Annotated in this window: 25 protein-coding genes and 2 tRNA genes; 15 read left to right on the top strand and 12 right to left on the bottom strand. The window is 27.7% G+C overall.

The window, feature by feature from the left end:
• The first annotated feature begins 2 nt into the window (after positions 1 to 2).
• The 15 genes from ACZ5OA_RS00945 (at position 3) to ACZ5OA_RS00875 (ending at position 12,720) form a co-directional block, all read left to right on the top strand.
• Positions 3 to 770 (top strand): 3'-5' exonuclease, encoded by a 768-nt coding sequence (locus ACZ5OA_RS00945; RefSeq protein WP_464907661.1) that lies wholly within the window; start codon positions 3 to 5, stop codon positions 768 to 770.
• On the top strand, positions 763 to 1,680 hold the full coding sequence (locus ACZ5OA_RS00940) for a PDC sensor domain-containing protein (RefSeq protein ID WP_464907660.1): 918 nt from the start codon (positions 763 to 765) through the stop codon (positions 1,678 to 1,680). The genes ACZ5OA_RS00945 and ACZ5OA_RS00940 overlap by 8 nt, the downstream gene beginning before the upstream one ends.
• Positions 1,677 to 2,267 (top strand): imidazole glycerol phosphate synthase subunit HisH, encoded by a 591-nt coding sequence (gene hisH, locus ACZ5OA_RS00935; RefSeq protein WP_464907659.1) that lies wholly within the window; start codon positions 1,677 to 1,679, stop codon positions 2,265 to 2,267. Before ACZ5OA_RS00940 ends, hisH begins: the two co-directional genes overlap by 4 nt.
• A gap of 12 nt (positions 2,268 to 2,279) precedes the next feature.
• Complete coding sequence (locus ACZ5OA_RS00930; RefSeq protein ID WP_464907658.1) at positions 2,280 to 3,218, top strand: AAA family ATPase; 939 nt, start codon at positions 2,280 to 2,282, stop codon at positions 3,216 to 3,218.
• On the top strand, positions 3,211 to 3,849 hold the full coding sequence (locus tag ACZ5OA_RS00925; RefSeq protein ID WP_464907657.1) for a DUF3226 domain-containing protein: 639 nt from the start codon (positions 3,211 to 3,213) through the stop codon (positions 3,847 to 3,849). The genes ACZ5OA_RS00930 and ACZ5OA_RS00925 overlap by 8 nt, the downstream gene beginning before the upstream one ends.
• Complete coding sequence (hisA, locus tag ACZ5OA_RS00920) at positions 3,849 to 4,565, top strand: 1-(5-phosphoribosyl)-5-[(5-phosphoribosylamino)methylideneamino]imidazole-4-carboxamide isomerase (protein ID WP_464907656.1); 717 nt, start codon at positions 3,849 to 3,851, stop codon at positions 4,563 to 4,565. Before ACZ5OA_RS00925 ends, hisA begins: the two co-directional genes overlap by 1 nt.
• Positions 4,562 to 4,939, top strand: a complete 378-nt coding sequence (locus ACZ5OA_RS00915) for a response regulator (RefSeq protein ID WP_464907655.1) — start codon at positions 4,562 to 4,564, stop codon at positions 4,937 to 4,939. The genes hisA and ACZ5OA_RS00915 overlap by 4 nt, the downstream gene beginning before the upstream one ends.
• A complete protein-coding gene (locus ACZ5OA_RS00910; protein ID WP_464907654.1) occupies positions 4,929 to 5,753 on the top strand; it encodes a 50S ribosomal protein L11 methyltransferase in 825 nt (274 codons plus the stop codon). The genes ACZ5OA_RS00915 and ACZ5OA_RS00910 overlap by 11 nt, the downstream gene beginning before the upstream one ends.
• Positions 5,754 to 7,649, top strand: coding sequence for an ATP-dependent zinc metalloprotease FtsH (gene ftsH / locus ACZ5OA_RS00905; RefSeq protein WP_464907653.1), 1,896 nt, complete (start codon positions 5,754 to 5,756; stop codon positions 7,647 to 7,649).
• Positions 7,636 to 8,277, top strand: coding sequence for a phosphatidylserine decarboxylase (locus ACZ5OA_RS00900; RefSeq protein ID WP_464907652.1), 642 nt, complete (start codon positions 7,636 to 7,638; stop codon positions 8,275 to 8,277). The genes ftsH and ACZ5OA_RS00900 overlap by 14 nt, the downstream gene beginning before the upstream one ends.
• Before the next feature lie 172 nt (positions 8,278 to 8,449).
• Entirely contained in the window at positions 8,450 to 9,016 is a 567-nt protein-coding gene (locus ACZ5OA_RS00895) for a pyruvate flavodoxin oxidoreductase subunit gamma (RefSeq protein WP_464907651.1), read from the top strand.
• Between the two features lie 11 nt (positions 9,017 to 9,027).
• Positions 9,028 to 9,432, top strand: coding sequence for a 4Fe-4S dicluster domain-containing protein (locus ACZ5OA_RS00890; RefSeq protein ID WP_464907650.1), 405 nt, complete (start codon positions 9,028 to 9,030; stop codon positions 9,430 to 9,432).
• Complete coding sequence (locus ACZ5OA_RS00885) at positions 9,432 to 10,661, top strand: 2-oxoacid:ferredoxin oxidoreductase subunit alpha (protein ID WP_464907649.1); 1,230 nt, start codon at positions 9,432 to 9,434, stop codon at positions 10,659 to 10,661. The genes ACZ5OA_RS00890 and ACZ5OA_RS00885 overlap by 1 nt, the downstream gene beginning before the upstream one ends.
• A gap of 1 nt (position 10,662) precedes the next feature.
• On the top strand, positions 10,663 to 11,607 hold the full coding sequence (locus tag ACZ5OA_RS00880; RefSeq protein WP_464907648.1) for a thiamine pyrophosphate-dependent enzyme: 945 nt from the start codon (positions 10,663 to 10,665) through the stop codon (positions 11,605 to 11,607).
• 27 nt (positions 11,608 to 11,634) lie between these two features.
• Entirely contained in the window at positions 11,635 to 12,720 is a 1,086-nt protein-coding gene (locus tag ACZ5OA_RS00875; RefSeq protein WP_464907647.1) for a pyridoxal phosphate-dependent aminotransferase, read from the top strand.
• Between the two features lie 49 nt (positions 12,721 to 12,769).
• Here ACZ5OA_RS00875 and pseI read toward each other — a convergent pair whose 3' ends face one another.
• The 12 genes from pseI to pseB all read right to left on the bottom strand — a co-directional run bounded on the left by pseI (position 12,770) and on the right by pseB (position 21,246).
• Positions 12,770 to 13,801 (bottom strand): pseudaminic acid synthase, encoded by a 1,032-nt coding sequence (pseI, locus tag ACZ5OA_RS00870; protein ID WP_464907646.1) that lies wholly within the window; start codon positions 13,799 to 13,801, stop codon positions 12,770 to 12,772.
• Positions 13,788 to 14,225 carry a UDP-4-amino-4,6-dideoxy-N-acetyl-beta-L-altrosamine N-acetyltransferase gene (gene pseH / locus ACZ5OA_RS00865; RefSeq protein ID WP_464907645.1) on the bottom strand — a complete coding sequence of 146 codons (438 nt, stop codon included), beginning with the start codon at positions 14,223 to 14,225 and terminating at the stop codon, positions 13,788 to 13,790. Before pseH ends, pseI begins: the two co-directional genes overlap by 14 nt.
• Positions 14,226 to 14,906 carry a PIG-L deacetylase family protein gene (locus ACZ5OA_RS00860; RefSeq protein WP_464907644.1) on the bottom strand — a complete coding sequence of 227 codons (681 nt, stop codon included), beginning with the start codon at positions 14,904 to 14,906 and terminating at the stop codon, positions 14,226 to 14,228.
• Positions 14,899 to 15,639: a metallophosphoesterase family protein gene (locus ACZ5OA_RS00855; protein ID WP_464907643.1), complete on the bottom strand. Its 741-nt coding sequence runs from the start codon at positions 15,637 to 15,639 to the stop codon at positions 14,899 to 14,901. The genes ACZ5OA_RS00860 and ACZ5OA_RS00855 overlap by 8 nt, the downstream gene beginning before the upstream one ends.
• Positions 15,639 to 16,481, bottom strand: coding sequence for an NAD-dependent epimerase/dehydratase family protein (locus tag ACZ5OA_RS00850; protein ID WP_464907642.1), 843 nt, complete (start codon positions 16,479 to 16,481; stop codon positions 15,639 to 15,641). The genes ACZ5OA_RS00855 and ACZ5OA_RS00850 overlap by 1 nt, the downstream gene beginning before the upstream one ends.
• Positions 16,474 to 17,403, bottom strand: a complete 930-nt coding sequence (locus ACZ5OA_RS00845) for an ATP-grasp domain-containing protein (RefSeq protein ID WP_464907641.1) — start codon at positions 17,401 to 17,403, stop codon at positions 16,474 to 16,476. The genes ACZ5OA_RS00850 and ACZ5OA_RS00845 overlap by 8 nt, the downstream gene beginning before the upstream one ends.
• Entirely contained in the window at positions 17,400 to 18,209 is an 810-nt protein-coding gene (locus ACZ5OA_RS00840) for a UDP-2,4-diacetamido-2,4,6-trideoxy-beta-L-altropyranose hydrolase (RefSeq protein WP_464907640.1), read from the bottom strand. Before ACZ5OA_RS00840 ends, ACZ5OA_RS00845 begins: the two co-directional genes overlap by 4 nt.
• Positions 18,196 to 18,879, bottom strand: a complete 684-nt coding sequence (gene pseF, locus ACZ5OA_RS00835; RefSeq protein WP_464907639.1) for a pseudaminic acid cytidylyltransferase — start codon at positions 18,877 to 18,879, stop codon at positions 18,196 to 18,198. The genes ACZ5OA_RS00840 and pseF overlap by 14 nt, the downstream gene beginning before the upstream one ends.
• Before the next feature lie 69 nt (positions 18,880 to 18,948).
• Positions 18,949 to 19,025, bottom strand: a tRNA-Met gene (locus ACZ5OA_RS00830).
• 10 nt (positions 19,026 to 19,035) lie between these two features.
• A tRNA-Gln gene (locus tag ACZ5OA_RS00825) sits at positions 19,036 to 19,110 on the bottom strand.
• A gap of 52 nt (positions 19,111 to 19,162) precedes the next feature.
• On the bottom strand, positions 19,163 to 20,260 hold the full coding sequence (locus tag ACZ5OA_RS00820) for an aminotransferase class I/II-fold pyridoxal phosphate-dependent enzyme (protein WP_464907638.1): 1,098 nt from the start codon (positions 20,258 to 20,260) through the stop codon (positions 19,163 to 19,165).
• Positions 20,257 to 21,246, bottom strand: a complete 990-nt coding sequence (gene pseB / locus ACZ5OA_RS00815) for a UDP-N-acetylglucosamine 4,6-dehydratase (inverting) (RefSeq protein ID WP_464907637.1) — start codon at positions 21,244 to 21,246, stop codon at positions 20,257 to 20,259. The genes ACZ5OA_RS00820 and pseB overlap by 4 nt, the downstream gene beginning before the upstream one ends.
• Between the last annotated feature and the right edge of the window lie 69 nt (positions 21,247 to 21,315).

Raw genomic sequence — 21,315 nt, 5'->3', positions numbered from 1 at the left:
TTTTGGTTTGTATATTTGATTGTGAAACTGTGCCGGATATTGAACTTGTTAAGCAAAATTTTGAAATTACTCAAGAGGATAAAATTTTAATCTGTGAAGAAGCATTTTTTGCACAAGAAGAAAAAACAGGTTCTTCATTTCTTCCACTTCCATTTCATCAAGTAGTATCAATAAGTGCTGTAATTGGTGATGATTTTGGAAATTTTATTAAAGTTGGTTCATTCAAAGGAAACTCTGAAGAAGAATTAATTAATGATTTTTTAAATTTTATAAACACAAAAAAACCAAAACTTATTAGTTTTAATGGCAGAAACTTTGATTTGCCTATGCTTATGATAAGGGCTTTAAAATATAATATTTCAATACCAGCATATTTTGATAATACAAATAAATGGGAAAATTATAGAAGTAGATATAGCGAAAACTTCCATATTGATTTGATGGAAGTTTTGGGAAACTTTGGAGCAGCTAGAGGACTTAAGCTTGATGTTGTTTCTCAAATGGCAGGCCTTCCTGGTAAATATGATGTGCATGGAGATGAAGTTTATAAATTTTACTTTGATGAAGAACATCAAAAAATAGAAGAATATTGCGAAAGTGATACTCTAAATACTTATTGGCTTTGGCTTAAATATGAATTATTAAAAGGTAATCTTTTAAAAAGTGATTATTATTCTATTTTAAATCAAATGAGCCAAAAATTAGAAGATAAAAAATCATATACGAAAATTTTTAGGAAATTTATAACAAAGGAGATTAGCAATGCTTAATATTTTAACTAAATTTAATAGTATTAGAAAACCAGCCAGAACATACCTTTGTTATTTGCTTCATAGACATATTCCAAATAAAATGCCAGAAATTACAGCAGATATTTTAGAAAAAAATTTAGAAAAAGTAATAAATGAAGTTCCGGAAATTGACGCTGCTTATATTTTAGATGCCACTGGAACTCAAATAATAAATAATATTTCTAAAACAGAAGAGTATATAGTAGGTAAAAATATAAATCGAAATGATAGAGGATTTTTTTATAGAGCAGTAAAAGAAAAAAAGTGTATCTTAACAGACCCTTATCCTTCTAGTTTAAATGGGGAACTTGTAGTTTCAGCATCAATGCCTATTTATAATGATAAAAATGAACTTCAATTTATTATAGTAATCGACTTAACACTTGAACATCTATTTAAAGCTATACAAACTACAAACCAAACCAAATTTTTTATGAATTTTTCTCAAACTATATATGCATGTTTTTCAGTAGCCTTGTTTGCTATTGCTTTTATTTTATTTACAAATGGAATAGCAAGTTTTTTTCATATTACTGATTTTTTTGGTAATAATGCAAAAAAAATGTTTAATTCGACAATTTTATTAACATTATCTCTTGCGATTTTTGATTTGGTAAAAACTATTTTTGAAGAAGAAGTTTTAGAGAAAAAAGAACACGAGCATCCAAGTCAAATTCATAAAACTATGGTAAAGTTTTTAGGAAGTATTATTATTGCCTTAGGAATTGAAAGTTTAATGTTAGTATTTAAATTTGCCTTAACTTCACCAGATAAAATTATTTATGCAAGTATTTTAATAGGAGCGGTTACATTTCTTATTTTTGGACTTGCTTACTACATCAAATCAGTTTCACAAGCTGATATTATAGAGGAGAAATGTGAAAAATGATAGGAATTATTGATTATAATATGGGAAATTTAGCAAGTGTTGTAAATGCTTTAAAAAAAATTGATGCAAATGCAAAAGTAATTCAAAATCCAGATGATGTAAAAACTTTTGACAAAATTATTTTACCTGGTGTTGGAGCTTTTGGCGATGCGATGGAACATCTAAATGAAACTGGTATGAAAGAGGCTATTTTAGATTTTGCTAAAAGTGGCAAATATATGCTAGGAATTTGCCTTGGTATGCAACTTTTATTTGAAAAATCACAAGAATTTGGAGAAGCAAAAGGATTAAATTTAATTGAAGGTGAAGTTGATTATTTTAAAACAACTTTAAAAGTACCACATATGGGTTGGAATAAAATGTTTAATAAAGAAAATAAAATTTTTGAAGGATTAGAAAATCCATACTTATATTTTGTACATTCTCTTCACGCAGTTTGTGATGATAAATATGTGATTGGATATACTGATTATGATTATAAATTTGTAAGTGCTGTAAATAAAGATAACATTTATGGGTTCCAACCACACCCTGAAAAAAGCCATAATAATGGACTGAAAATTTTAAAAAATTTTGTAAATTTATAAAAGGAAAAACCAATGAGTGAGCATTTTATTAAAAATATAGAAATTAAAAATTTTAAATGTTTTAAAGATTTCAAAGCAGATGGTTTTGGTCTAGTTAATCTTATTGGTGGGAAAAACAATGTAGGAAAAACAGCTTTTATGGAAGCAATTTATGTGAATGTTTATTCTTATAAATCTAATAATAATCCATCAATGGCATTAAGTGATATTATTTTTAATAGATATAATCAAGTCATTTTACAAGATTTATTATTAGAAAAAGGAACACATTATATATCTAAAGTAATTGAAGCAAGAATAGTACAGTTTAATGGCTTACATATAAATTCTAACATTAAAAATCTAAATTTTGAGTATAATAAAAATGATTTAAATGTTAGAGATAAAATAAATTTAACTAAATATTTCTTAGGAAATAATCCAATAACTAATGATAAATTGGAAGAATCTTACGGAAAAATTATTGAAAATGAAATGGAAAAAAATATTGATAAATTACTCAAAAATATTGACCCAAATATTAAAAGTTTTAGAATTATAAATTCTGAGCCAAAATGTAATTTTATCAATAACTCAACTTTTATTGATATACATGAGTTAGGTGACGGGCTCTATAAATATATTTCTATACTTCTTTCACTTTTTATTTGTAGAAACTCTTATCTTTTTATAGATGAAATAGACAATGGTATTCACTATAGTAATTTAGATAAACTATGGGAAATCATCCTAAGCATTTCAAAAGAGCAAAATGTGCAAGTCTTCGCTACAACTCATTCAAAAGAATGTATAGAATCATTTAATAGAGTACAACTAAAGTTAAAAGATAATAATACCTATTATTTTGAAATGGCAAAAAATATACAAACAAATAATATATTTATGACTCAAATTGATAGTGAACAATTAGAATATGGCTTATCTAATAATGAGAGGATTCGAGGTGAATAATCTTTTAATTGTTGAAAGTGAAGGTGATAAGTTTTTTATTGAAGCTCTTTTAAATCATATGAATTTACAATTAGAAGTTGGTCAGCCAATATGTTCTATTAATGAGTATGAATGTTTAGATGGTATAAATAAACTAGAACAAAAGTTAAAATTTGTTCGTACTAGAGTACAAAAAGAGTCTATAAATAAAGTTGGTATTATTTTTGATGCAGATACTGTTGGTATAGCCAAAAGAAAAATAGAAATAGAAAAAAAAATAAATTTAGTTTTTGGAAAAAAAAATAATATAGATATTGAATTCACCTCTTATATTTTAAATATAGATGATAAAGGTGAACTTGAAGATATTTTAAAAACTATTAAAACAAAAGATGCTACTTATGCAGACTGCTTACTTTCGTGGAAAGATTGTTTAGCTCAACAAGAGATAGAGGTATCAGATAAAATTTTTAACAAATTTTGGATTAATAACTATATTATGTATGATACATGTATATCTAGTAAACATAAAGGACAAAAGTCTACATATTGTATTTTTGAATATGCAATGAAAGAAAAAAATATTTGGAATTTTGACCATCCAATATTAAATGATTTAAAAGAATTTTTACAAAAATTAGGAGAAGAATAATGGTTATATTACCTGCAATTGATTTAAAAGATGGAAAAGCAGTTAGACTTACAAAAGGTCTTATGGATAGTGCAAAAATTTATAGTAACGAGCCATGGCAAGTTGCTAAAAAATTTGAAGAGCTTGGAAGTAAATGGCTTCATGTCGTTGATTTAAATGGAGCTTTTGCAGGAGAACCAGCAAATTTAGAACAAATTAAAAAGATTAGAGAAAATACCGACTTAAAGATGGAACTTGGTGGTGGAATCAGAGATGAAGAAACTATCAAAATGTATTTAGATTTAGGAGTTGATAGAATAATATTAGGAAGTATTGCAGTTAAAAATCCTACATTTGTAAAAGAAATGGCGAGTAAATATCCAATAGCAGTAGGAATTGATGCTAAAGATGGATATGTAGCTGTTGAAGGTTGGGCAGAAGTTAGTAAAATGAAAGCAACTGATTTAGCACGAGAATTTGCAAATGCAGGAGTTGAAGCAATAATTGCTACAGATATCAGTAAAGATGGGACTTTAAGCGGTGTAAACATAGAATTTATAAAAGAAATAAGAAAAGCCTCAAAACTTCCTGTAATAGCAAGTGGAGGAGTAAAAGATATAAACGATATAAAACTCTTAATAAAAAATGAAATTTATGGTACAATTATTGGTAAAGCTTTCTATGAAGGCACAATAAATTTAAAAGAAGTATTTAAAGTAAGTAAGGAGAATAAATGAAAATTTTAGTGGTAGATGATAGCTCAACAATGAGAAGAATTATAGTTAATACATTATCAAGACTTGGATATAAAGATGTGGTTCAAGGAGCTGATGGTCAAGAAGCATGGGATACTTTACAAGAAAATCCAGATGTTGGAGTTATAATTACTGACTGGAATATGCCAAATATGAATGGACTTGAATTTGTTAAAAAAGTTAGAGGCCAAGACAAATATAAAACAGTACCAATTATTATGGTGACAACAGAAGGTGGTAAAAAAGAGGTTATTATTGCCCTTAAAGCTGGCGTTAACAACTATATTGTCAAACCTTTTACACCACAAGTTTTAAAAGAAAAACTTGAAGGAGTTTTAGGTAAAAATGAAGAATAATTACTATGAGTTAACCATAACTCCATCATCTTTTAAAGATGAAATAGAGAGTTTTTTGCTTGATAATTTTAATAATGGAATAGAAGAACTTAATAATTCTCTTATTTTACGAAGTGAAAAAAATTTTGATAAACTTATTAAATCATTAAAGATTTATGTTCATTCTTTAGAACAAATCTTTAATACAAAAATAACTTTGGATATAAAAGTTAAAACAAAAGAAAATCAAGATTGGATTGCAAACTATCAAAATTCAGTTAAACCAGTTGAAATAGATGAATTTTATATTCATCCAGCTTGGCATTCTCCAAAAGAAGATAAAATAAATATTGTAATCAATCCGGCCCTTGCTTTTGGAAGTGGTCATCACGAAACAACTTCTACTTGTGTAAAAGCCCTAAAACAAGAAGTAAAAGAAAACTGCTCAGTTTTAGATATTGGCTGTGGAAGTGGAATTTTGGGAATTGTAGCTAATAAACTCGGCGGGGTAGTAGATGCTTGCGATACGGACCCACTTGCAGTTAAGTCAGCAAAAGAAAATTATGAATTAAACAATGCTAAATACAATAATATATGGGTAGGAAGTGCAAATAAAACAAATAAAAAGTATGATTTAGTAGTTGCAAATATTATAACAGATGTTTTAATATTTATTTATAAAGACATAGAAAAAACTGCAAAAAATAGATTAATTCTTTCAGGAATTATTGATAAATACAAAGAAAAAGTAATAAATAAATACTCAAAATCATTCAAAGTTATAAATACAATTGAAAAAAATGAATGGGTAACTCTAATTTTAGAAAGGATATAAATGGCAAATAACAATCAGAACAATAATAAAAATAATTTTTTTAATCAAAATCCTTTGATTACATTTATAATTTTTGCAATTATTGTAATTTTAGCATTTAAAGTAATAGCTCCCGAGGGAAATGCAGAATCATCTACAATAGGTAGTAAATTTACAAAAAATGTAACTATCTCTTATTCAGATTTAAAAAATTTAATTAAAACAGATAAAATTACTTATGTAGGAATTGGGAAAACTTTAATTAAAGCCAAAACAGAAGATGGAACTACTTTAACTGTCCAAAGAGTTGATGGAGATACAACTCTTATACCTTTACTTGATAAAAATAAAATCCCATATGGTGCTATTCAAGACACAACTTGGATAAATAATTTAATTTTTGGTTGGATTATTCCTATTGCTATATTTTTTGGTATTTGGATGTTTCTTGCAAATAGAATGCAAAAGTCAATGGGTGGTGGAATACTTGGTGGAGGAGCTAAAAAGCTAATTTCAAGTGAAAAACCAAATGTAACTTTTGATGATGTTGCTGGAAATGATGAAGCAAAAGAAGAAGTAAAAGAAATAGTTGATTTTCTAAAAGAGCCTAAAAGATATCTTGATTTAGGAGCTAAAATTCCAAAAGGTGTTTTACTTGTAGGTCCTCCAGGGACAGGTAAAACACTTCTAGCAAAAGCCGTAGCTGGTGAAGCAAATGTAAAATTTTTCGCTGTTAGTGGAAGTAGTTTTATTGAAATGTTTGTAGGAGTTGGTGCGAGTAGAGTTAGAGATTTATTTTCAGAAGCCAAAAAAGAAGCACCTGCTATTATATTTATAGATGAAATTGATGCTATTGGTAAAAGTAGAGCAGCAGGTGGCATGATGGGTGGAAATGATGAAAGAGAACAAACACTTAATCAACTTTTGGCTGAAATGGATGGATTTGAAAGTGGTGTACCCGTAATTGTATTAGCAGCTACAAATAGACCAGAAGTTTTAGACCCTGCACTTCTTAGACCAGGAAGATTTGATAGACAAGTTTTAGTTGATAAACCTGATTATGAAGGAAGAATAGAGATATTAAAAGTTCATATCAAAGGTTATAAACTTGCCAAAAATATATCTTTAGAAGATATTGCAAAACTTACAGCAGGACTTGCTGGAGCTGATTTAGCGAATATTGTAAATGAAGCAGCACTTTTAGCTGGAAGAGTCAACAAAAAAGAGATAGAACAATCTGACTTTTTAGAAGCAATTGAGCGAGCAATAGCTGGACTTGAGAAGAAAAGTAGAAGAATTGATGTAAAAGAAAAAAGAATCGTATGCTATCATGAAAGTGGTCATGCACTTATTGCAGAAGTTACAGAAGGTGCTAAAAAAGTGAAAAAAGTTTCAGTTGTTCCACGAGGAATGGCGGCACTTGGATATACACTAAATACGCCAGAAGAAAACAAATATTTAATGCAAAAACACGAATTAATGGCTGAAGTTGATACACTTCTTGGTGGTCGTGCTTCTGAAGAAGTTTTTATAAAAGAAATCTCAACAGGTGCAAGTAATGATCTAGAAAGAGCTACGGATATTATAAAAAGTATGGTTAGAATGTATGGAATGACTGATGTAGCAGGACTTATGGTTCTTGAAAAACAAAACAATCAATTCCTTGGTGGTGGAATGAGCCAAAAAGATTATAGTGAAGAAATGTCTCAAAAAACAGATAATTATATTAAAAAATTATTAGATGAACGATACAAAGAAGTTAAATCTAAACTTAAAGAATATTCTCCTGTTATTGAAAATATGGTAAAAGATTTACAAGAAAAAGAAGTTATTTCAGGAGAGCGAGTAAGAGAATTAATTAAAGAGTTTAAAGCTGGAACACTTGAAAACAAAGAAGAAAAAAATGAAAAAAACTGAAATTATTGTAAGTGAGGGATATCCTTTTGTTTTTGTAACAGGTGTTATATTTATTATTTCACTTCTATTTAGATTTGATATTATTTGGCAAATAGGATATTTTTCCCTTTTTGCTTTTATGCTATACTTTTTCTTAAATCCAGAAAGAGTCCCAGAAGAAAAAGGAGAAGATGTAATTATCTCTCCTGCTGATGGAGAAATTATAGAAATAAAAGAAACAAAAGAACCTTTTTTTACAAACAAAAATATGATAAAAATCTCTATTAGACTAGGTCTATTTGATAATCACATACAAAGAAGTCCAATTGATGGATATTTAAAAGCTAAAAATTATATTCATGGAGAATTTTTAGCACTAAGTAGTGAAAAAGCAAGTGAATTAAATGAACAAAACAGAACTCTATTTGAAAATGATAAAATGTCAGTAGTTACAAATCAAATAGCTGGATTTATTACAAGAAGAATTATAAATTTTGCTAGTGTTGGTAAAATTGAGTTATCAGGGAGATATGGAATGATTATATTCGGAAGTCAAGTCGATGTTTATATTTCAAAAGAGACTACAATAAAAGTAATTATAGGACAAAAACTAAAAGCTGGTGAAAGCTTAATAGGTTTAGTTAAGTAACACCTACAAATAAAAGTTACAAAAAGTAACTTTTATTTCTTACTTCTAAAAATTTCTAAAAGCTTTAAACTTTCTACAAAGAAAATTAAGATATACTTATATTAACTTATAAAAAGTTTTTTGACATTAGCAGATTTATCTGTTAAAATCCAAAAAAAAGATAGGAGAAAATATGCAATTATATGTAAGATGGCATTCTCGTGCAGGACAAGGTGCTGTAACAGGTGCAAAGGCTTTAGCAGAAGTAATGAGCCAACAAGATAAATATGTTCAATCATATTCAGTTTATGGAGCAGAAAAAAGAGGAGCTCCAATGATGGCATTTGATAAAATTTCAGACGAACCAATCAATGATCATGCTAAAAATATTAATCCAGATTATATTCTAGTGATTGACCCATCACTTGTATTTAATCCAGAAATCTTAAATGATACACATGAAAATACAAAATTTATAGTAACAACTCATATGAGTAAAGATGAATTATTAGCTATGCCACAAGCCTCACATTTAAAAGGCAAAAATTTATTCGTAGTAGATGCAATTAAAATTTCTCAAGAAGATATTGGTAGAGCTATGCCAAATACTCCAATACTTGCAGCATTTATTAAAGTTAGTAATGTAGTTACACCTGAAAGCTTTTTAGATACAATGAAACAAATTTTAGCTAAATTCCCTCAAAAAATTATAGATGGAAACATTAAAGCTATGACTAGAGCTATGGAAGAAGTAAAATAAAAGGATAAAATATGGCAACACCTACAGAAAGATTAGAAAATTGGGATGAATTTGAAATTGGTTCAGTTTTAAAAAGTTTCGATGAAAAAGGAAACTATTCAAGAGACCATTCAATGACTTATAAAGTGGCTGATTGGAGAGTTGAAAAACCTGTTTTTAATAGAAATTTATGTATTGATTGTGATATGTGTTGGGTAGCATGTCCTGATAGTTGTTTTTTAGTTGAAGTTGGAGAAAACAAAAGAGGGAAAAAACAAGCAAAAATCACAGGAATTGATTATGACCATTGTAAAGGTTGTGGAATATGTGTAGAAGTATGCCCTACACCTATTAAATCACTTTTAATGTTCCCAGAATTTGAAGATAACAATGAAGCATTGGCTAACTGGCCTAAAAAAGAGAAAAAGGACAAATAATGGCTGAAAAATATGAATTAAAAACAAAAGAAGTTTGGGATGGAAATACAGCAGCATCTCACGCTTTAAGACAAGCTCAAGTAGATGTAATAGCAGCTTATCCTATTACACCGTCAACTCCAATTGTTCAAAATTATGCTAGTTATTTAGCTGATGGATATGTAGATGGTGAATTTGTAATGGTTGAAAGTGAACATTCAGCAATGAGTGCTTGTGTTGGTGCAAGTGCAGCTGGTGGTAGAGTTGCAACTGCAACTTCTTCTCAAGGTTATGCTTTGATGATAGAAGTTTTATATCAAGCAAGTGGTATGAGATTACCAATCGTTATGACTGTTGCGAACAGAGCTTTAGCTGCTCCACTTAATATTCATGGAGACCATGGTGATTTATATCTTGGTAGAGATGCGGGTTGGATTCATTTAATGGCAAATAATCCACAAGAAGCTTATGATATGACATTATGTGCATTTAAAGTTGCAGAAGATGAAGCCGTTAGACTTCCTGTCTCAACTAACCAAGATGGATTTTTAGTATCTCATACAGCACAAATTGTTTACCCTCTTGATGATGAAACTGCCTATAAATTTATTGGAGATTACAAACAAAGAAATCCAATGTTAGATTTCGAACATCCAACAACTTATGGTGCTCAAACAGAAGAAGAATGGCATTTTGAACATAAAGCTAGACAACACAAAGCTTTAATGGATTCTCCAAAAGTAATAGAAAAAGTATTTGCAGAATTTAAAGAATTAACTGGAAGAGAATATAAACTTGTAGAAACTCATAATATGGAAGATGCAGAAGTTGCTATCGTTGCAATGGGAAGTAACTATGAAACTGCAAAAATTGCTGCTGATGAAGCAAGAAAAGCTGGAATCAAAGCGGGAGTTGTATGTCCAAGAAGTTTCAGACCTTTCCCAATAAAAGAAATGGCTGATACATTAAAAAATGTAAAAGCAGTTGCAGCACTTGATAGAAATTGTCCAATGGGAGCACTTGGTGCTTTACATAATGAAGTTGCAGGGGCATTAAATGCATTTGGTAAAAATGCAATTATGACTGGATATATTTATGGACTTGGTGGAAGAGATACAACTATTGAACACAATTTAGAAGTATTCAAAGACTTAGCAATGAACGCTGAAGCTGGAAAAAGAGTTACTCCACTTCAAAAATTCATCAACCTTAGAGGTCCAGAATTATCATTTTTTAAAGTAGGAGAATAATATGAAAAATATAGGAAATTTAAAAGAATTTGCAACAACTCCTGATAGATTTCAAGGAGGACACAGACTTTGTCCTGGTTGTGCTCATTCAATTATCGTTAGAGAAGTAGTTAATGCAACTGAAGATGATATAGTAGTTTCTACAGCAACTGGTTGTTTAGAAGTTTGTTCAGCTATTTATCCGTACACATCTTGGGATGTTAGTTGGTTACACATCGGATTTGAAAATGCAGCAGCGGGAATCTCTGGTGCAGAAGCTATGTATAAAGCAAGAAAAAACAAAGGAACTCTTCCTGTTGATAAACCTGCTAAATTTTTAGCATTTGGTGGAGATGGTGGGACTTATGATATCGGTTTCCAATCTTTAAGTGGTGCAGCTGAAAGAGGACACGACTTTATGTATGTATGTCTTGATAACGAAGGTTATATGAATACAGGTGCTCAAAGAAGTTCTGCAACTCCTATGGGAGCTCACACAACAACAAGTCCTAGAGGAAGAAAAAGTTATGGTGAGAAAAATTGGAAAAAAGATTTGACAATGATTATGTCTCATAATGGTTGTCCTTATGTTGCTACAGCACTTCCTTCAAAATGGAAAGATTTAGCTACAAAAGCAGCAAAAGGTTTTGATACAAAAGGACCTGTATTTATCAATACTTTAAGTCCATGTACAACAGAATGGAAATTTGACCCATCTGATACTATTTTAATTAGTGACTTAGCAGCTGATAGTTGTGTATGGCCATTATATGAAATTGAAAATGGACAAAAATTAACAATTACTTATAGACCTAAAAATAAAATTCCAGTAAGAGACTATTTAGGAGCTCAAGGAAGATTCTCTCACCTATTCAAAAAAGGTAATGAATATTTACTTGATGCTTGGCAAAAACATACTGATGAATATTGGGATTATTTACAAAGAAGAGAAGAAGCTGGGATTTAATCCTCTTTTTCCTTTTAAGTTCTAATAATGAAACCTTTTATCGTAATGGATATAGTTAAAGAAGCACAAAAATATCCAAATGCTATACACCTCGAAATAGGCGAACCTGATATACTTCCTTCACCAAAAGTTATAGATGCTGCACAAAAAGCTATTTCAAATAATAAATTTTTTTATACTGAATCAAAAGGCTTATATGAATTAAGACAAAAAATCTCACTTCACTATAAAAAATTTTATGATGTTGATGTAAATCCAGATAGAATCATTGTAACCACTGGAACATCTACTGCATTTTTGATGGCTTACTATTTTGCTACAAAAATAGCAATAGCTGACCCAAGTTATCCTTGTTATGATAATTTTGGAGAATTAGAAAATAAAAAAATTATAAAAATAAATGTAGATAAAAGTACAAATTACCAAATAACTCCTAAACACCTTGAAAATATAGATTTTGATACACTATTAATCTCAGCTGTAAATAATCCAACAGGAACTATTTATGATAATGAAAATCTAAAAAATTTAGCTTCTTTTTGTAGAAAAAACAATAAACTACTAATATCAGATGAGTTATATCACGGACTTGTTTATGACAAAGAATATACAACTGCTTTAAAATTTAATGATAACGCAATAGTAATTAATGGATTTAGTAAATTTTTTTGTATGCCTGGATTTAGACTTGGTTGGATTATTGTTCCTGATAAATTAATTAGACAAACTGAAATAATAGCTCAAAACATACTAATTTCAGCCCCTACTTTGTCTCAATATGCAGCGTTAGAAGCTTTTGATTACGAATATTTAGAACAAACAAAAAATATATTCAAACAAAGAAGAGACTTTTTATTCGATAAATTAAAAGATATTTTTGATATAAGTGCTGTAGATGGAGCATTTTATTTATGGTGTGATATAAGTAGATATAAAATGAGTTCCTTAGAATTTTGTAAAAAATTACTTGAAAAAAAACAAATCGCAATTACTCCTGGTATAGATTTTGGCTCAAATAATACTGATAATTTTGTGAGAATTGCTTATACAAAAAATATCGAAGAATTAAAAATAGCCGTTAAAAAAATTAAAGAATTTGTTCAAAATATATGAATAGCAAGCCAAACAGCCATACCCCCTCCCCATTCATCCTCAAATAAATTCACAGATACTCCCATTTCATTCTTTCACCTCTCGCTATATCACAATTTGCTTTTTTACCTAAAATTTCAGGTAAATATTTTGGATGAAGTCCAAATCCAGGGCGAATAGATTTTACATTTTCATTTGTAAATTTTTCACCTTTTTTTATATCTTTTACCACATATAAACTTCTAGAAAATTGTCTATTTTTTTTCTTTTTTTCATTCATAGAATAATCCACTTTTCCAAGTAGTTTTTCAGTATCTCTTACAGCTTTTACCATTTGGGCAAATTCAGTTGGATTAAGTGAAAAATCTTTATCAGCCGATGGTAAATTTTTATCCAAAATAAAATGTTTTTCTATAACTCTCGCCCCTAAACTAACAGCTACAATCGGGGCAGTTACACCCAAGGTATGGTCACTAAATCCTATTTCTACTCCAAAAGTCTCTTTCATATTTGGAATTGTTTTGATATTCGCTTCTTCAAGTGCTGCAGGATAAGAAGAAGTACATTTAAGTAAAATTATATTTTTATTACCCTCTTTTTTACAAATATCTACTGCATCTTGAATTTCATTAATAGTTGCAATTCCAGTGGAAATAATTATTGGTTTTTGTTTTGATGCAGTATAACGAATAAGTTCATAATCTGTAATTTCAAATGATGCTATTTTGTAAGCTGATGGATTAAATTGTTCTAAAAAATTTACAGACTTTTTACTAACTGGAGCAGAAAAAATTTGAATCCCTATTTTTTTTGCATAAGAAAATAATTTTTCATGCCATTCCCATGGAGTATGTACTTCATTATATAAATCAAATAATTTTTTATTATCCCAAAGTGTTCCACCTTTTATAATAAAATCATTTTTATTACAATCTAAAGTATGTTCATCTGCAGTAAATGTTTGAAGTTTAATAGCATCTGCTCCAACTTCTTTTGCTTTTTTAATAGTCTCTTTTGCTATATTTATATCACCTGCGTGATTTGCACTAAGTTCTGCAATTATAAAAACTTTTTTTTCTGTATCAAAATTACCTATTTTCATTTATTAGCTCCATTTTTATTAGATTATCTTTTGTATCTATTTCTTTAAAATTAAATTTTTTATATAAATTTATTGCTTTTAAATTATTTTCATAGACATACAATATAAGTTTTTTTAGATTTAATTTATTAAATCCATAATTTATAATTTCATTCATCAATTTACTACCTACTTTTTGTTTACTTGGATTTTTATAAAGCCCAATATCTGCTTTTTCATCTGTAATGTTAATAAAATAAATCACACCAATATCATCAACTAAAAAATATTTTTTAGTTTTATTAGTTTTTAAAGAATTTATAAAATTAAGATGTTCATTTAATTCAATTTTTTCATTTATCATAAATTTAGAAGTTTCAGGATGATTTCTCCACTTTAAAATCATTAATTTTTCTTCATAATTTAATTTTGTAAACTCTTTCATTTATTTTATTGCCCTTACACATTTAAATGCTTCAACCACTTTTTTCCCTACTCTCATTCCCCAATACTTAGCATTTAATTCTATACCTTCTAAACTTCTGGGATGAGGATATTGACATAATTCAGAATTATATTCCTTCATAGCACTTATTTTTAAATCAATAGTATTACTTATATCAAAGAAAATATCTGGAGAAAAAGATAAAGGATAATTCCATTCAGTGGAAGAAAGTATTTCAAAACTGTAAATTTCTTTTACAGACTCTTTTTCCACAGGTCTTGTAGCAGTTATTACTGCTTTATATGTTATTTGATGGTCTATATTTAAATCTTTTTCATAGTGTGTAAATATTATATCCGGTTTAATTTCATCTTTTACTTTTGAAATAGCTTTAATAATATCAAGTAAATCAACACTATCAAATCTATTATCTGGAAATATTTCTAAAAAAACTTTTTTAATTCCTATAATATCATTAGCTTTTCTTATTTCATTATTTAAAATATTAATTTCATCTTTTTTATTCTCTACAACTCTTTTTTCATCTCTACTTGTTTTACCTTCTCCTAAAATAAGAGTATAAGCTTCATAACCTTCTTTAATCAGTCTAGCCACTGTACCAAAACAGCCCAAAACTTCATCATCTGGATGTGCTGCAACTATTAATATTTTTTTATTCATTTTTTTTCTCCATTCTATAAGGTTCTTTTCTATTTATCCAAGGTGTTCTATCTAACTTCATATCTTTTAAATATAATTTTTCATTTTTATGATTAATGAAAAAATTTTCTTCCAAACAATATGCTGTTAATCTGTTCTCTTTTGTATATACTGCCGCTGTATCAATACCTATTTTATAACCATCATAATAAGGATAATTAAAACCAGTATGTCCAAATATACTAATTTTATTATGAATTTTCTTTTTATAATTAAAAAACTCATATCTATTAAATAAAAACTTATCTGCTGATAAAATATTAAAATCTTTATCAACACTGTCCAATGAAATACCTGCATGAGAAATAAAATATTCATCTGTTTCATAAAATAATTTTAAATTATCAAATATAGCCCTATATGGTAAATATAGCTTTTCTTTAATATTATCAAAACTCATATTAAAATCTTTAAATGTTGTTTCTACTCCATACTTTATCAGTTTGTCTTTACATATACCTTTTTTTACATATTGAATATAATAATATTCATGATTACCCATCAGAAAAATTGTATCTGTAAATTCATTTTTAAATTCAACCAAATAATCTAATACTTTTTTAGAATTTTCACCTTTATTTATATAATCACCAATAAATATAAAATTAGGATATTTATCTATTACAAAAATATTATATATAAGATTTTTTAGTTTTGAAATTTCACCATGTATATCTCCTACGACAAATTTCATTAAATATATTCCTTTTTCTTATCTATTTCTTCAACATATACTTCTAATCGTTCTTTAAAATTCATAAGAGGAGGACCAATAAAGGAAACTATTTTCTTATTAGATAAATAAAAATCTTTATAATGTTTATTTATATTAACATTAGATTTGGAATTTAATATTTTTTTAATAAAATAAACTGTTTCTAATATATCCGTTGGTTCTCCATATGAAATATTATATATTTCAGATTTTGTTTTATATTTATACTTTTTTAATAATTTAGAAAACATATCTAACATATCATCAATATGCATAGTTTCCCAATATTCTATATTAGTAGTATTTATTTCTACATCTAAATTTTTTTTCATATTTTTAATTATATTGTAAATAAGCCCACTTTTTCTATCTCCACCATATATTCCGGGAATACGAATAATTATTGATTTAAAATTATAAAATTTTACAAGTTGTTCTGCATATACTTTAGAGAGGCCATATGTATGTAATGGAAGCAAGTTAGAATCTTCTTTTACTGGAGAAATAGCTCCTTTATCATATACAGTCATTGAACTAAAATATATAACTTTAACTTTATCATCTAAAAGAGATAATAAATTATTTAATCCAACTAAATTAGTTTTCAGTGGTTCAGTAGTAAAATTTACTATTTTTTCATATTTAATAACTGCTGACAAAATTATACATCTATCAATATCTAATTTAGAAAGAAATTTTTTTAATTTACTAGAATCATTCAAATCAAATTCTTCTCTTCCAACATAAATAAATTCTGGAAATATTTTTTTTAAATGTCTACCGATATATCCATTCCCTCCAACAACTAATGTTTTACTCATAAAATAAATTTTCCCATCTTCTAATTAACTTTACTTCATTAAAATTATCTATATATTCAACATTATTTTTATCATAATTTTGAATTACCAAATCAATTTCATTAACCCCACTTGCTACGCTTAATACTAATGTAGTTGAAAATCTAGGGTTTATTTCAAATATAAATATTTCATTGTTTATAAGTTTCAATTGAACATTAAATGAACCATATGGCTTTAATTCTTCTACAATTTCTTTACATTTTTCAATAATTAAATCATTTTTTCTACTCTGAGCATATTTTGTTATTCCTTCTTTAATAAAAACTAATTTAGGTACAATTGAAATAATTTTATTTAAATTATTAACCGTTACGCTAACAGTATACTCGTCCCCTTCTATATAAGGCTGAGCAAGCACTTCATTCTTTTTATATTGTTCTAAAATGAAGTAAGCTTCTTTTTCTGCTTTATTATTTATTTTTCTTATTCCTCTACTTCCTCTACCAATATTTGGCTTTAGAAATATAGGATAATTAAACTCATCTTTATATAAATGCATACATCTAGTTTTAATAGTTGATATATCTTTTTCAGCTAAAACCTTCATTAAATGATATTTATTTAAACATAACTTTACAAAATTTTCAGAAGGAGATAAAACTTTTATACCTAATTTTCTTGCGATTTTAATAGCTTTAATTATTTCTTCATCAATAAGTGGCACATAAAAATCTATATTATTATCTAAAATTATTTTACTAATTTTATTTTCGAAATTTACATCATTAACTTTAGGAACTATGTATACTCTTTTATTTGGATACATATATTTAACTTTTTCGTCAGCATCCATTACATATACTTCATATTTTTTTTCCAATGCTTCAAACATATAAGGGAAAATAGAACCACCAGCACCTGAAAATAAAATTTTTTTCATTTATCTTCCTTTATTAATTCTCTTATTTTAGATTGTTTTAATACTTTTATTCTCTTTTTTCTTAAATATTTTGCTATTTCTTTTTGATTGTCGGCAACTTGAATTGCAATAAACGGCAATTTTAAATACAACGCTTCGTAACTTATCACACTTGGAGTAATTATACCAAATTCACTTTTTGCCATACCCATTGCAACATCTTTATCTATAAAAAGTTTTATATTTTTGTGTAATTTTGAAAATATTTTTAATTTTTTTAAATTTTTATTTGCACTTGTAGTATAAAAATTAATTTTTTTATCTTTTAAAAGTTTTAGAACCTTTATTCCAATACCATTTGCATCAGTTCCACCAAAACTTATAAAAATTCCTTCTTTTTTAAATCGTCTGTTTTTTAATTTAATAAACTTTTCATCTATCAAAGGAGGTATTATTTTCACAATATTTGGATTGTTATATTTATACTTATTCACACCTAAATTGTGATTAATTATTTTATCACAAAAACACTCTTTATAAGTATCATCAAAAATAGCAAGTTTTATATTTGGAAATACTTTTTTAAACTTTTTTTGATACTCAATTGTAAAATTGTAATTGTCTACAATAACTTCTTTTGGAAACAATCTTTTCACAAAATTAAAAAATTCTTCTTCATTTTTAATATGATAAAATTTATAAGGTGTTAAATTCTTTGTTGCTTTTGAGATATAAACAACATCTTTAAAATTTTTAGCATAAACTAAACTTCTTTTAAGATGTCCATAACCTATCTCACTTGAATAATCAACTCTAAATATTCGCATCACAAACAGCTTTATACATATTTTCAGCTCGGATAAAATCTTCCATTGTGTCGATATCTTGCACTAAATATCTTGGAATTATAATAGGAATAGAGTTTTTAGAAAACAATATTTCATTACTTTTACAATCTATCTTTTTCCAATAAAACTGCCCTGCATCATGATAAGCTTCTTCTAAATCTTGACTTCTTTTAGGATAATTTTCTGGCCAAAACATTTCACATTTATCCTCTTTAATTTTAAAACTTCTCCAAATAGGATATTCAAAAGAGGTGGCACTAAATGAATAACAAGCATCACTATTTTTTAATTTTTCAAAACCCTTTTTTAAATATTCTATCTGTAAAAATGGAGCAGTTGCGTAAATCATACAAGCATATTGATATTTATTCTCTTTATTAAGTTCGTTTATTGCGTGAGTAAATACTTCATCACTTCTAGCATAATCATTTGCTAACTCTTTTGGCCGATACAAAATTTCTGCACCCTGTTTTTTAGCAACTTTAGCTATCTCTTCACTATCTGTAGAAACAACGACTTTATCAAAAAGTTTAGAATTAATTGCAGTTTGTATTGAGTAAGCAATAAGAGGCTTACCACAAAAAGATTTTATATTTTTTTTAGGGATTCTTTTACTTCCACCACGAGCTGGTATTACGCATAAATTCATTATATGCTCCAAATTTTTATAAAATTATATCAAGTTTTTATGGATTTTTATTTTGTAGTGTAAATTGATTGGTTGCGGGAGAAGGATTTGAACCTCCGACCTTCGGGTTATGAGCCCGACGAGCTACCTGACTGCTCTATCCCGCGACAGAATAAGTGGCTGGGGTAGAAGGATTCGAACCTCCGGATGCATGGATCAAAACCATGTGCCTTACCACTTGGCGATACCCCAATGTTTGTGGAATGCAATTATACTACTTTTTAAAATCTATGTCAAGGAAGTTTCAAATTGAATTCAAAACTTCTACCAAACTTTCAATTACATAGTTTTGCTCTTTTTGAATTAAACTTGGATAAATAGGTAAACTAAAAGCTTCTAAATAATATTTATTCATTTTAGGAAACTCTTTTTTACTAAATTTATATCCTTTCTTTTGATAAAAAGGTTGTGAATTGATAGGAATATAATGATATTGTAAAGCTATTCCCTTTTTTCTCATTTCATTAAAAAATTTAGCCTTTTGCTCAAAATCTTTAAAAGAATATCGAACTACAAATAAATGATAAGATGAATTTTCATTATAATCGTAAAGTGGAGTAATAAATTTAGGTAAATTTTTGTGATAATATTTTACTATTTCATGTCTTCTATTTTGAAAATAATCAAGTTTTTTAAGCTGACTAAGTCCCATGGCACAAGCTACATCAGTTAATCTATAATTATATCCAAGCTCTACCATTTTATATTCCCACGGATACATTGAATTATCTTTATACATTCCGTGATTTCTAAGCATTAATAATTTTTTATAAATTTTTTCACTGTTGGTAGCTATTGCACCACCTTCAAATGTGGTAATATGTTTTACTGGATGAAAAGAGTAAGTCGCAATATCACAAACTTCTTTATCTTTCCCTATAAAATGAGCATTATCATATAAAACTTTTACTCCATATTTTTCTTTTAAATATTTGACCTTTTTATCATCAATAGGATGACCTGAAAAAGAAACTAAATATAATGCTTGAATATTTTCTTTTTGTAATTTTTGTTCTACCAAATCTAAATCAATTAATCCATTTTCAGAAATATCCACAAAAACTGGTTTCGCTTTTTGATACAAAATAGAATTACTTGTAGATAAAAAAGAATTGGGAGTGGTAATAACTTTATCACCTTGATTTAGTAAACAAATCGATGCTAAATGAAGAGCAGCTGTTCCACTACTTACAACTACTACAAATTTAAAATTTAATTTTTGAGCTAACTCTTTTTCAAATTCTTTTACCTTTGGTCCAGTTGTTAAATAATCACTTTTAAGAGTTTCAACTACAGCATTTATATCTTCTTCATCAATTGTTTGTTTTCCATAAGGAATCATAAAAATTCCTTAGCCAACTTTAAAAACTGCTCTTTTGTAAGCCATTCACTATTATTTGATGAATTATATTCAAATCCAATGTCTAATTGTTTCCCTTTTTCCTGAATAGCATTAGTTGTAAAATCAGAAATTTTACTAAATTGAATAGTTGGCTTGATTACGAAATGGTCTTTAAATTCTATCACTCTATCATCACTCGTTATCATCACTTCGTGCAGTTTTTCACCTGGGCGAATTCCTATTTCTTCAAGTTTACATTCAGGACAAAGAGCCAAAGCTAAATTTATCATTTTCATAGATGGAATTTTAGGGATGAAAATTTCTCCACCTTGCATTCTTTCAAAGTTTTTAAGCACAAAATTCACACCCTCAGAAAGTGTGATTAAAAATCGTGTCATTTTAAAGTCTGTAATTGGCAAAGTAGCTGAACCTTCTTTAATAAGTTTTGCAAAAAATGGAACTACACTTCCTCTACTTCCTATTACATTTCCATATCTAACTACTGAAAATCGTGTCTCTTTATCTCCTGCTATATTATTTGCCGCTACAAAAAGTTTATCACTTGCTAATTTTGTTGCACCATACAGATTAATTGGAGCAGATGCTTTGTCAGTAGAAAGAGCAATAACCTTTTTCACTCCACATTCAAGTGCCACGTCAATTACATTACTTGCCCCATTTATGTTCGTTTTTATACATTCCATAGGATTATATTCTGCAATAGGGACTTGCTTTATAGCTGCTGCGTGAATCACATAATCCACCCCATTCATTGCTTTAATTAGTCTATCTTTATCTCTCACATCTCCGATGAAATATCTCATACATTTTTGATTGAATTTTTGAGCCATTTCATATTGTTTAAGTTCATCTCGACTATAAATTATTATCTTTTTAGGATTATAATTTTTTAGTAAAATTTCTGTATATTTTTTACCAAAACTTCCTGTCCCACCTGTTATTAATATTGATTTATTGTTAAACATAGCTATTTACACCTTTATGATTTTTTAAATTTCTTTATTCTTCATTATTTTTCACTTATTATCGATATT

The organism is Thioreductor micantisoli, from assembly GCF_055392745.1.
This window is presented reverse-complemented; position numbering and strand designations above follow the sequence as displayed.

Coding starts and splice junctions, on each gene's coding strand:
- ACZ5OA_RS00940 (WP_464907660.1), top strand. CDS start 763: ATGCTTAATATTTTAACTAAATTTAATAGTATTAGAAAACCAGCCAGA.
- hisH (WP_464907659.1), top strand. CDS start 1,677: ATGATAGGAATTATTGATTATAATATGGGAAATTTAGCAAGTGTTGTA.
- ACZ5OA_RS00930 (WP_464907658.1), top strand. CDS start 2,280: ATGAGTGAGCATTTTATTAAAAATATAGAAATTAAAAATTTTAAATGT.
- hisA (WP_464907656.1), top strand. CDS start 3,849: ATGGTTATATTACCTGCAATTGATTTAAAAGATGGAAAAGCAGTTAGA.
- ACZ5OA_RS00915 (WP_464907655.1), top strand. CDS start 4,562: ATGAAAATTTTAGTGGTAGATGATAGCTCAACAATGAGAAGAATTATA.
- ACZ5OA_RS00910 (WP_464907654.1), top strand. CDS start 4,929: ATGAAGAATAATTACTATGAGTTAACCATAACTCCATCATCTTTTAAA.
- ftsH (WP_464907653.1), top strand. CDS start 5,754: ATGGCAAATAACAATCAGAACAATAATAAAAATAATTTTTTTAATCAA.
- ACZ5OA_RS00900 (WP_464907652.1), top strand. CDS start 7,636: ATGAAAAAAACTGAAATTATTGTAAGTGAGGGATATCCTTTTGTTTTT.
- ACZ5OA_RS00895 (WP_464907651.1), top strand. CDS start 8,450: ATGCAATTATATGTAAGATGGCATTCTCGTGCAGGACAAGGTGCTGTA.
- ACZ5OA_RS00890 (WP_464907650.1), top strand. CDS start 9,028: ATGGCAACACCTACAGAAAGATTAGAAAATTGGGATGAATTTGAAATT.
- ACZ5OA_RS00885 (WP_464907649.1), top strand. CDS start 9,432: ATGGCTGAAAAATATGAATTAAAAACAAAAGAAGTTTGGGATGGAAAT.
- ACZ5OA_RS00880 (WP_464907648.1), top strand. CDS start 10,663: ATGAAAAATATAGGAAATTTAAAAGAATTTGCAACAACTCCTGATAGA.
- ACZ5OA_RS00875 (WP_464907647.1), top strand. CDS start 11,635: ATGAAACCTTTTATCGTAATGGATATAGTTAAAGAAGCACAAAAATAT.
- pseI (WP_464907646.1), bottom strand. CDS start 13,801: ATGAAAATAGGTAATTTTGATACAGAAAAAAAAGTTTTTATAATTGCA.
- pseH (WP_464907645.1), bottom strand. CDS start 14,225: ATGAAAGAGTTTACAAAATTAAATTATGAAGAAAAATTAATGATTTTA.
- ACZ5OA_RS00860 (WP_464907644.1), bottom strand. CDS start 14,906: ATGAATAAAAAAATATTAATAGTTGCAGCACATCCAGATGATGAAGTT.
- ACZ5OA_RS00855 (WP_464907643.1), bottom strand. CDS start 15,639: ATGAAATTTGTCGTAGGAGATATACATGGTGAAATTTCAAAACTAAAA.
- ACZ5OA_RS00850 (WP_464907642.1), bottom strand. CDS start 16,481: ATGAGTAAAACATTAGTTGTTGGAGGGAATGGATATATCGGTAGACAT.
- ACZ5OA_RS00845 (WP_464907641.1), bottom strand. CDS start 17,403: ATGAAAAAAATTTTATTTTCAGGTGCTGGTGGTTCTATTTTCCCTTAT.
- ACZ5OA_RS00840 (WP_464907640.1), bottom strand. CDS start 18,209: ATGCGAATATTTAGAGTTGATTATTCAAGTGAGATAGGTTATGGACAT.
- pseF (WP_464907639.1), bottom strand. CDS start 18,879: ATGAATTTATGCGTAATACCAGCTCGTGGTGGAAGTAAAAGAATCCCT.
- ACZ5OA_RS00820 (WP_464907638.1), bottom strand. CDS start 20,260: ATGATTCCTTATGGAAAACAAACAATTGATGAAGAAGATATAAATGCT.
- pseB (WP_464907637.1), bottom strand. CDS start 21,246: ATGTTTAACAATAAATCAATATTAATAACAGGTGGGACAGGAAGTTTT.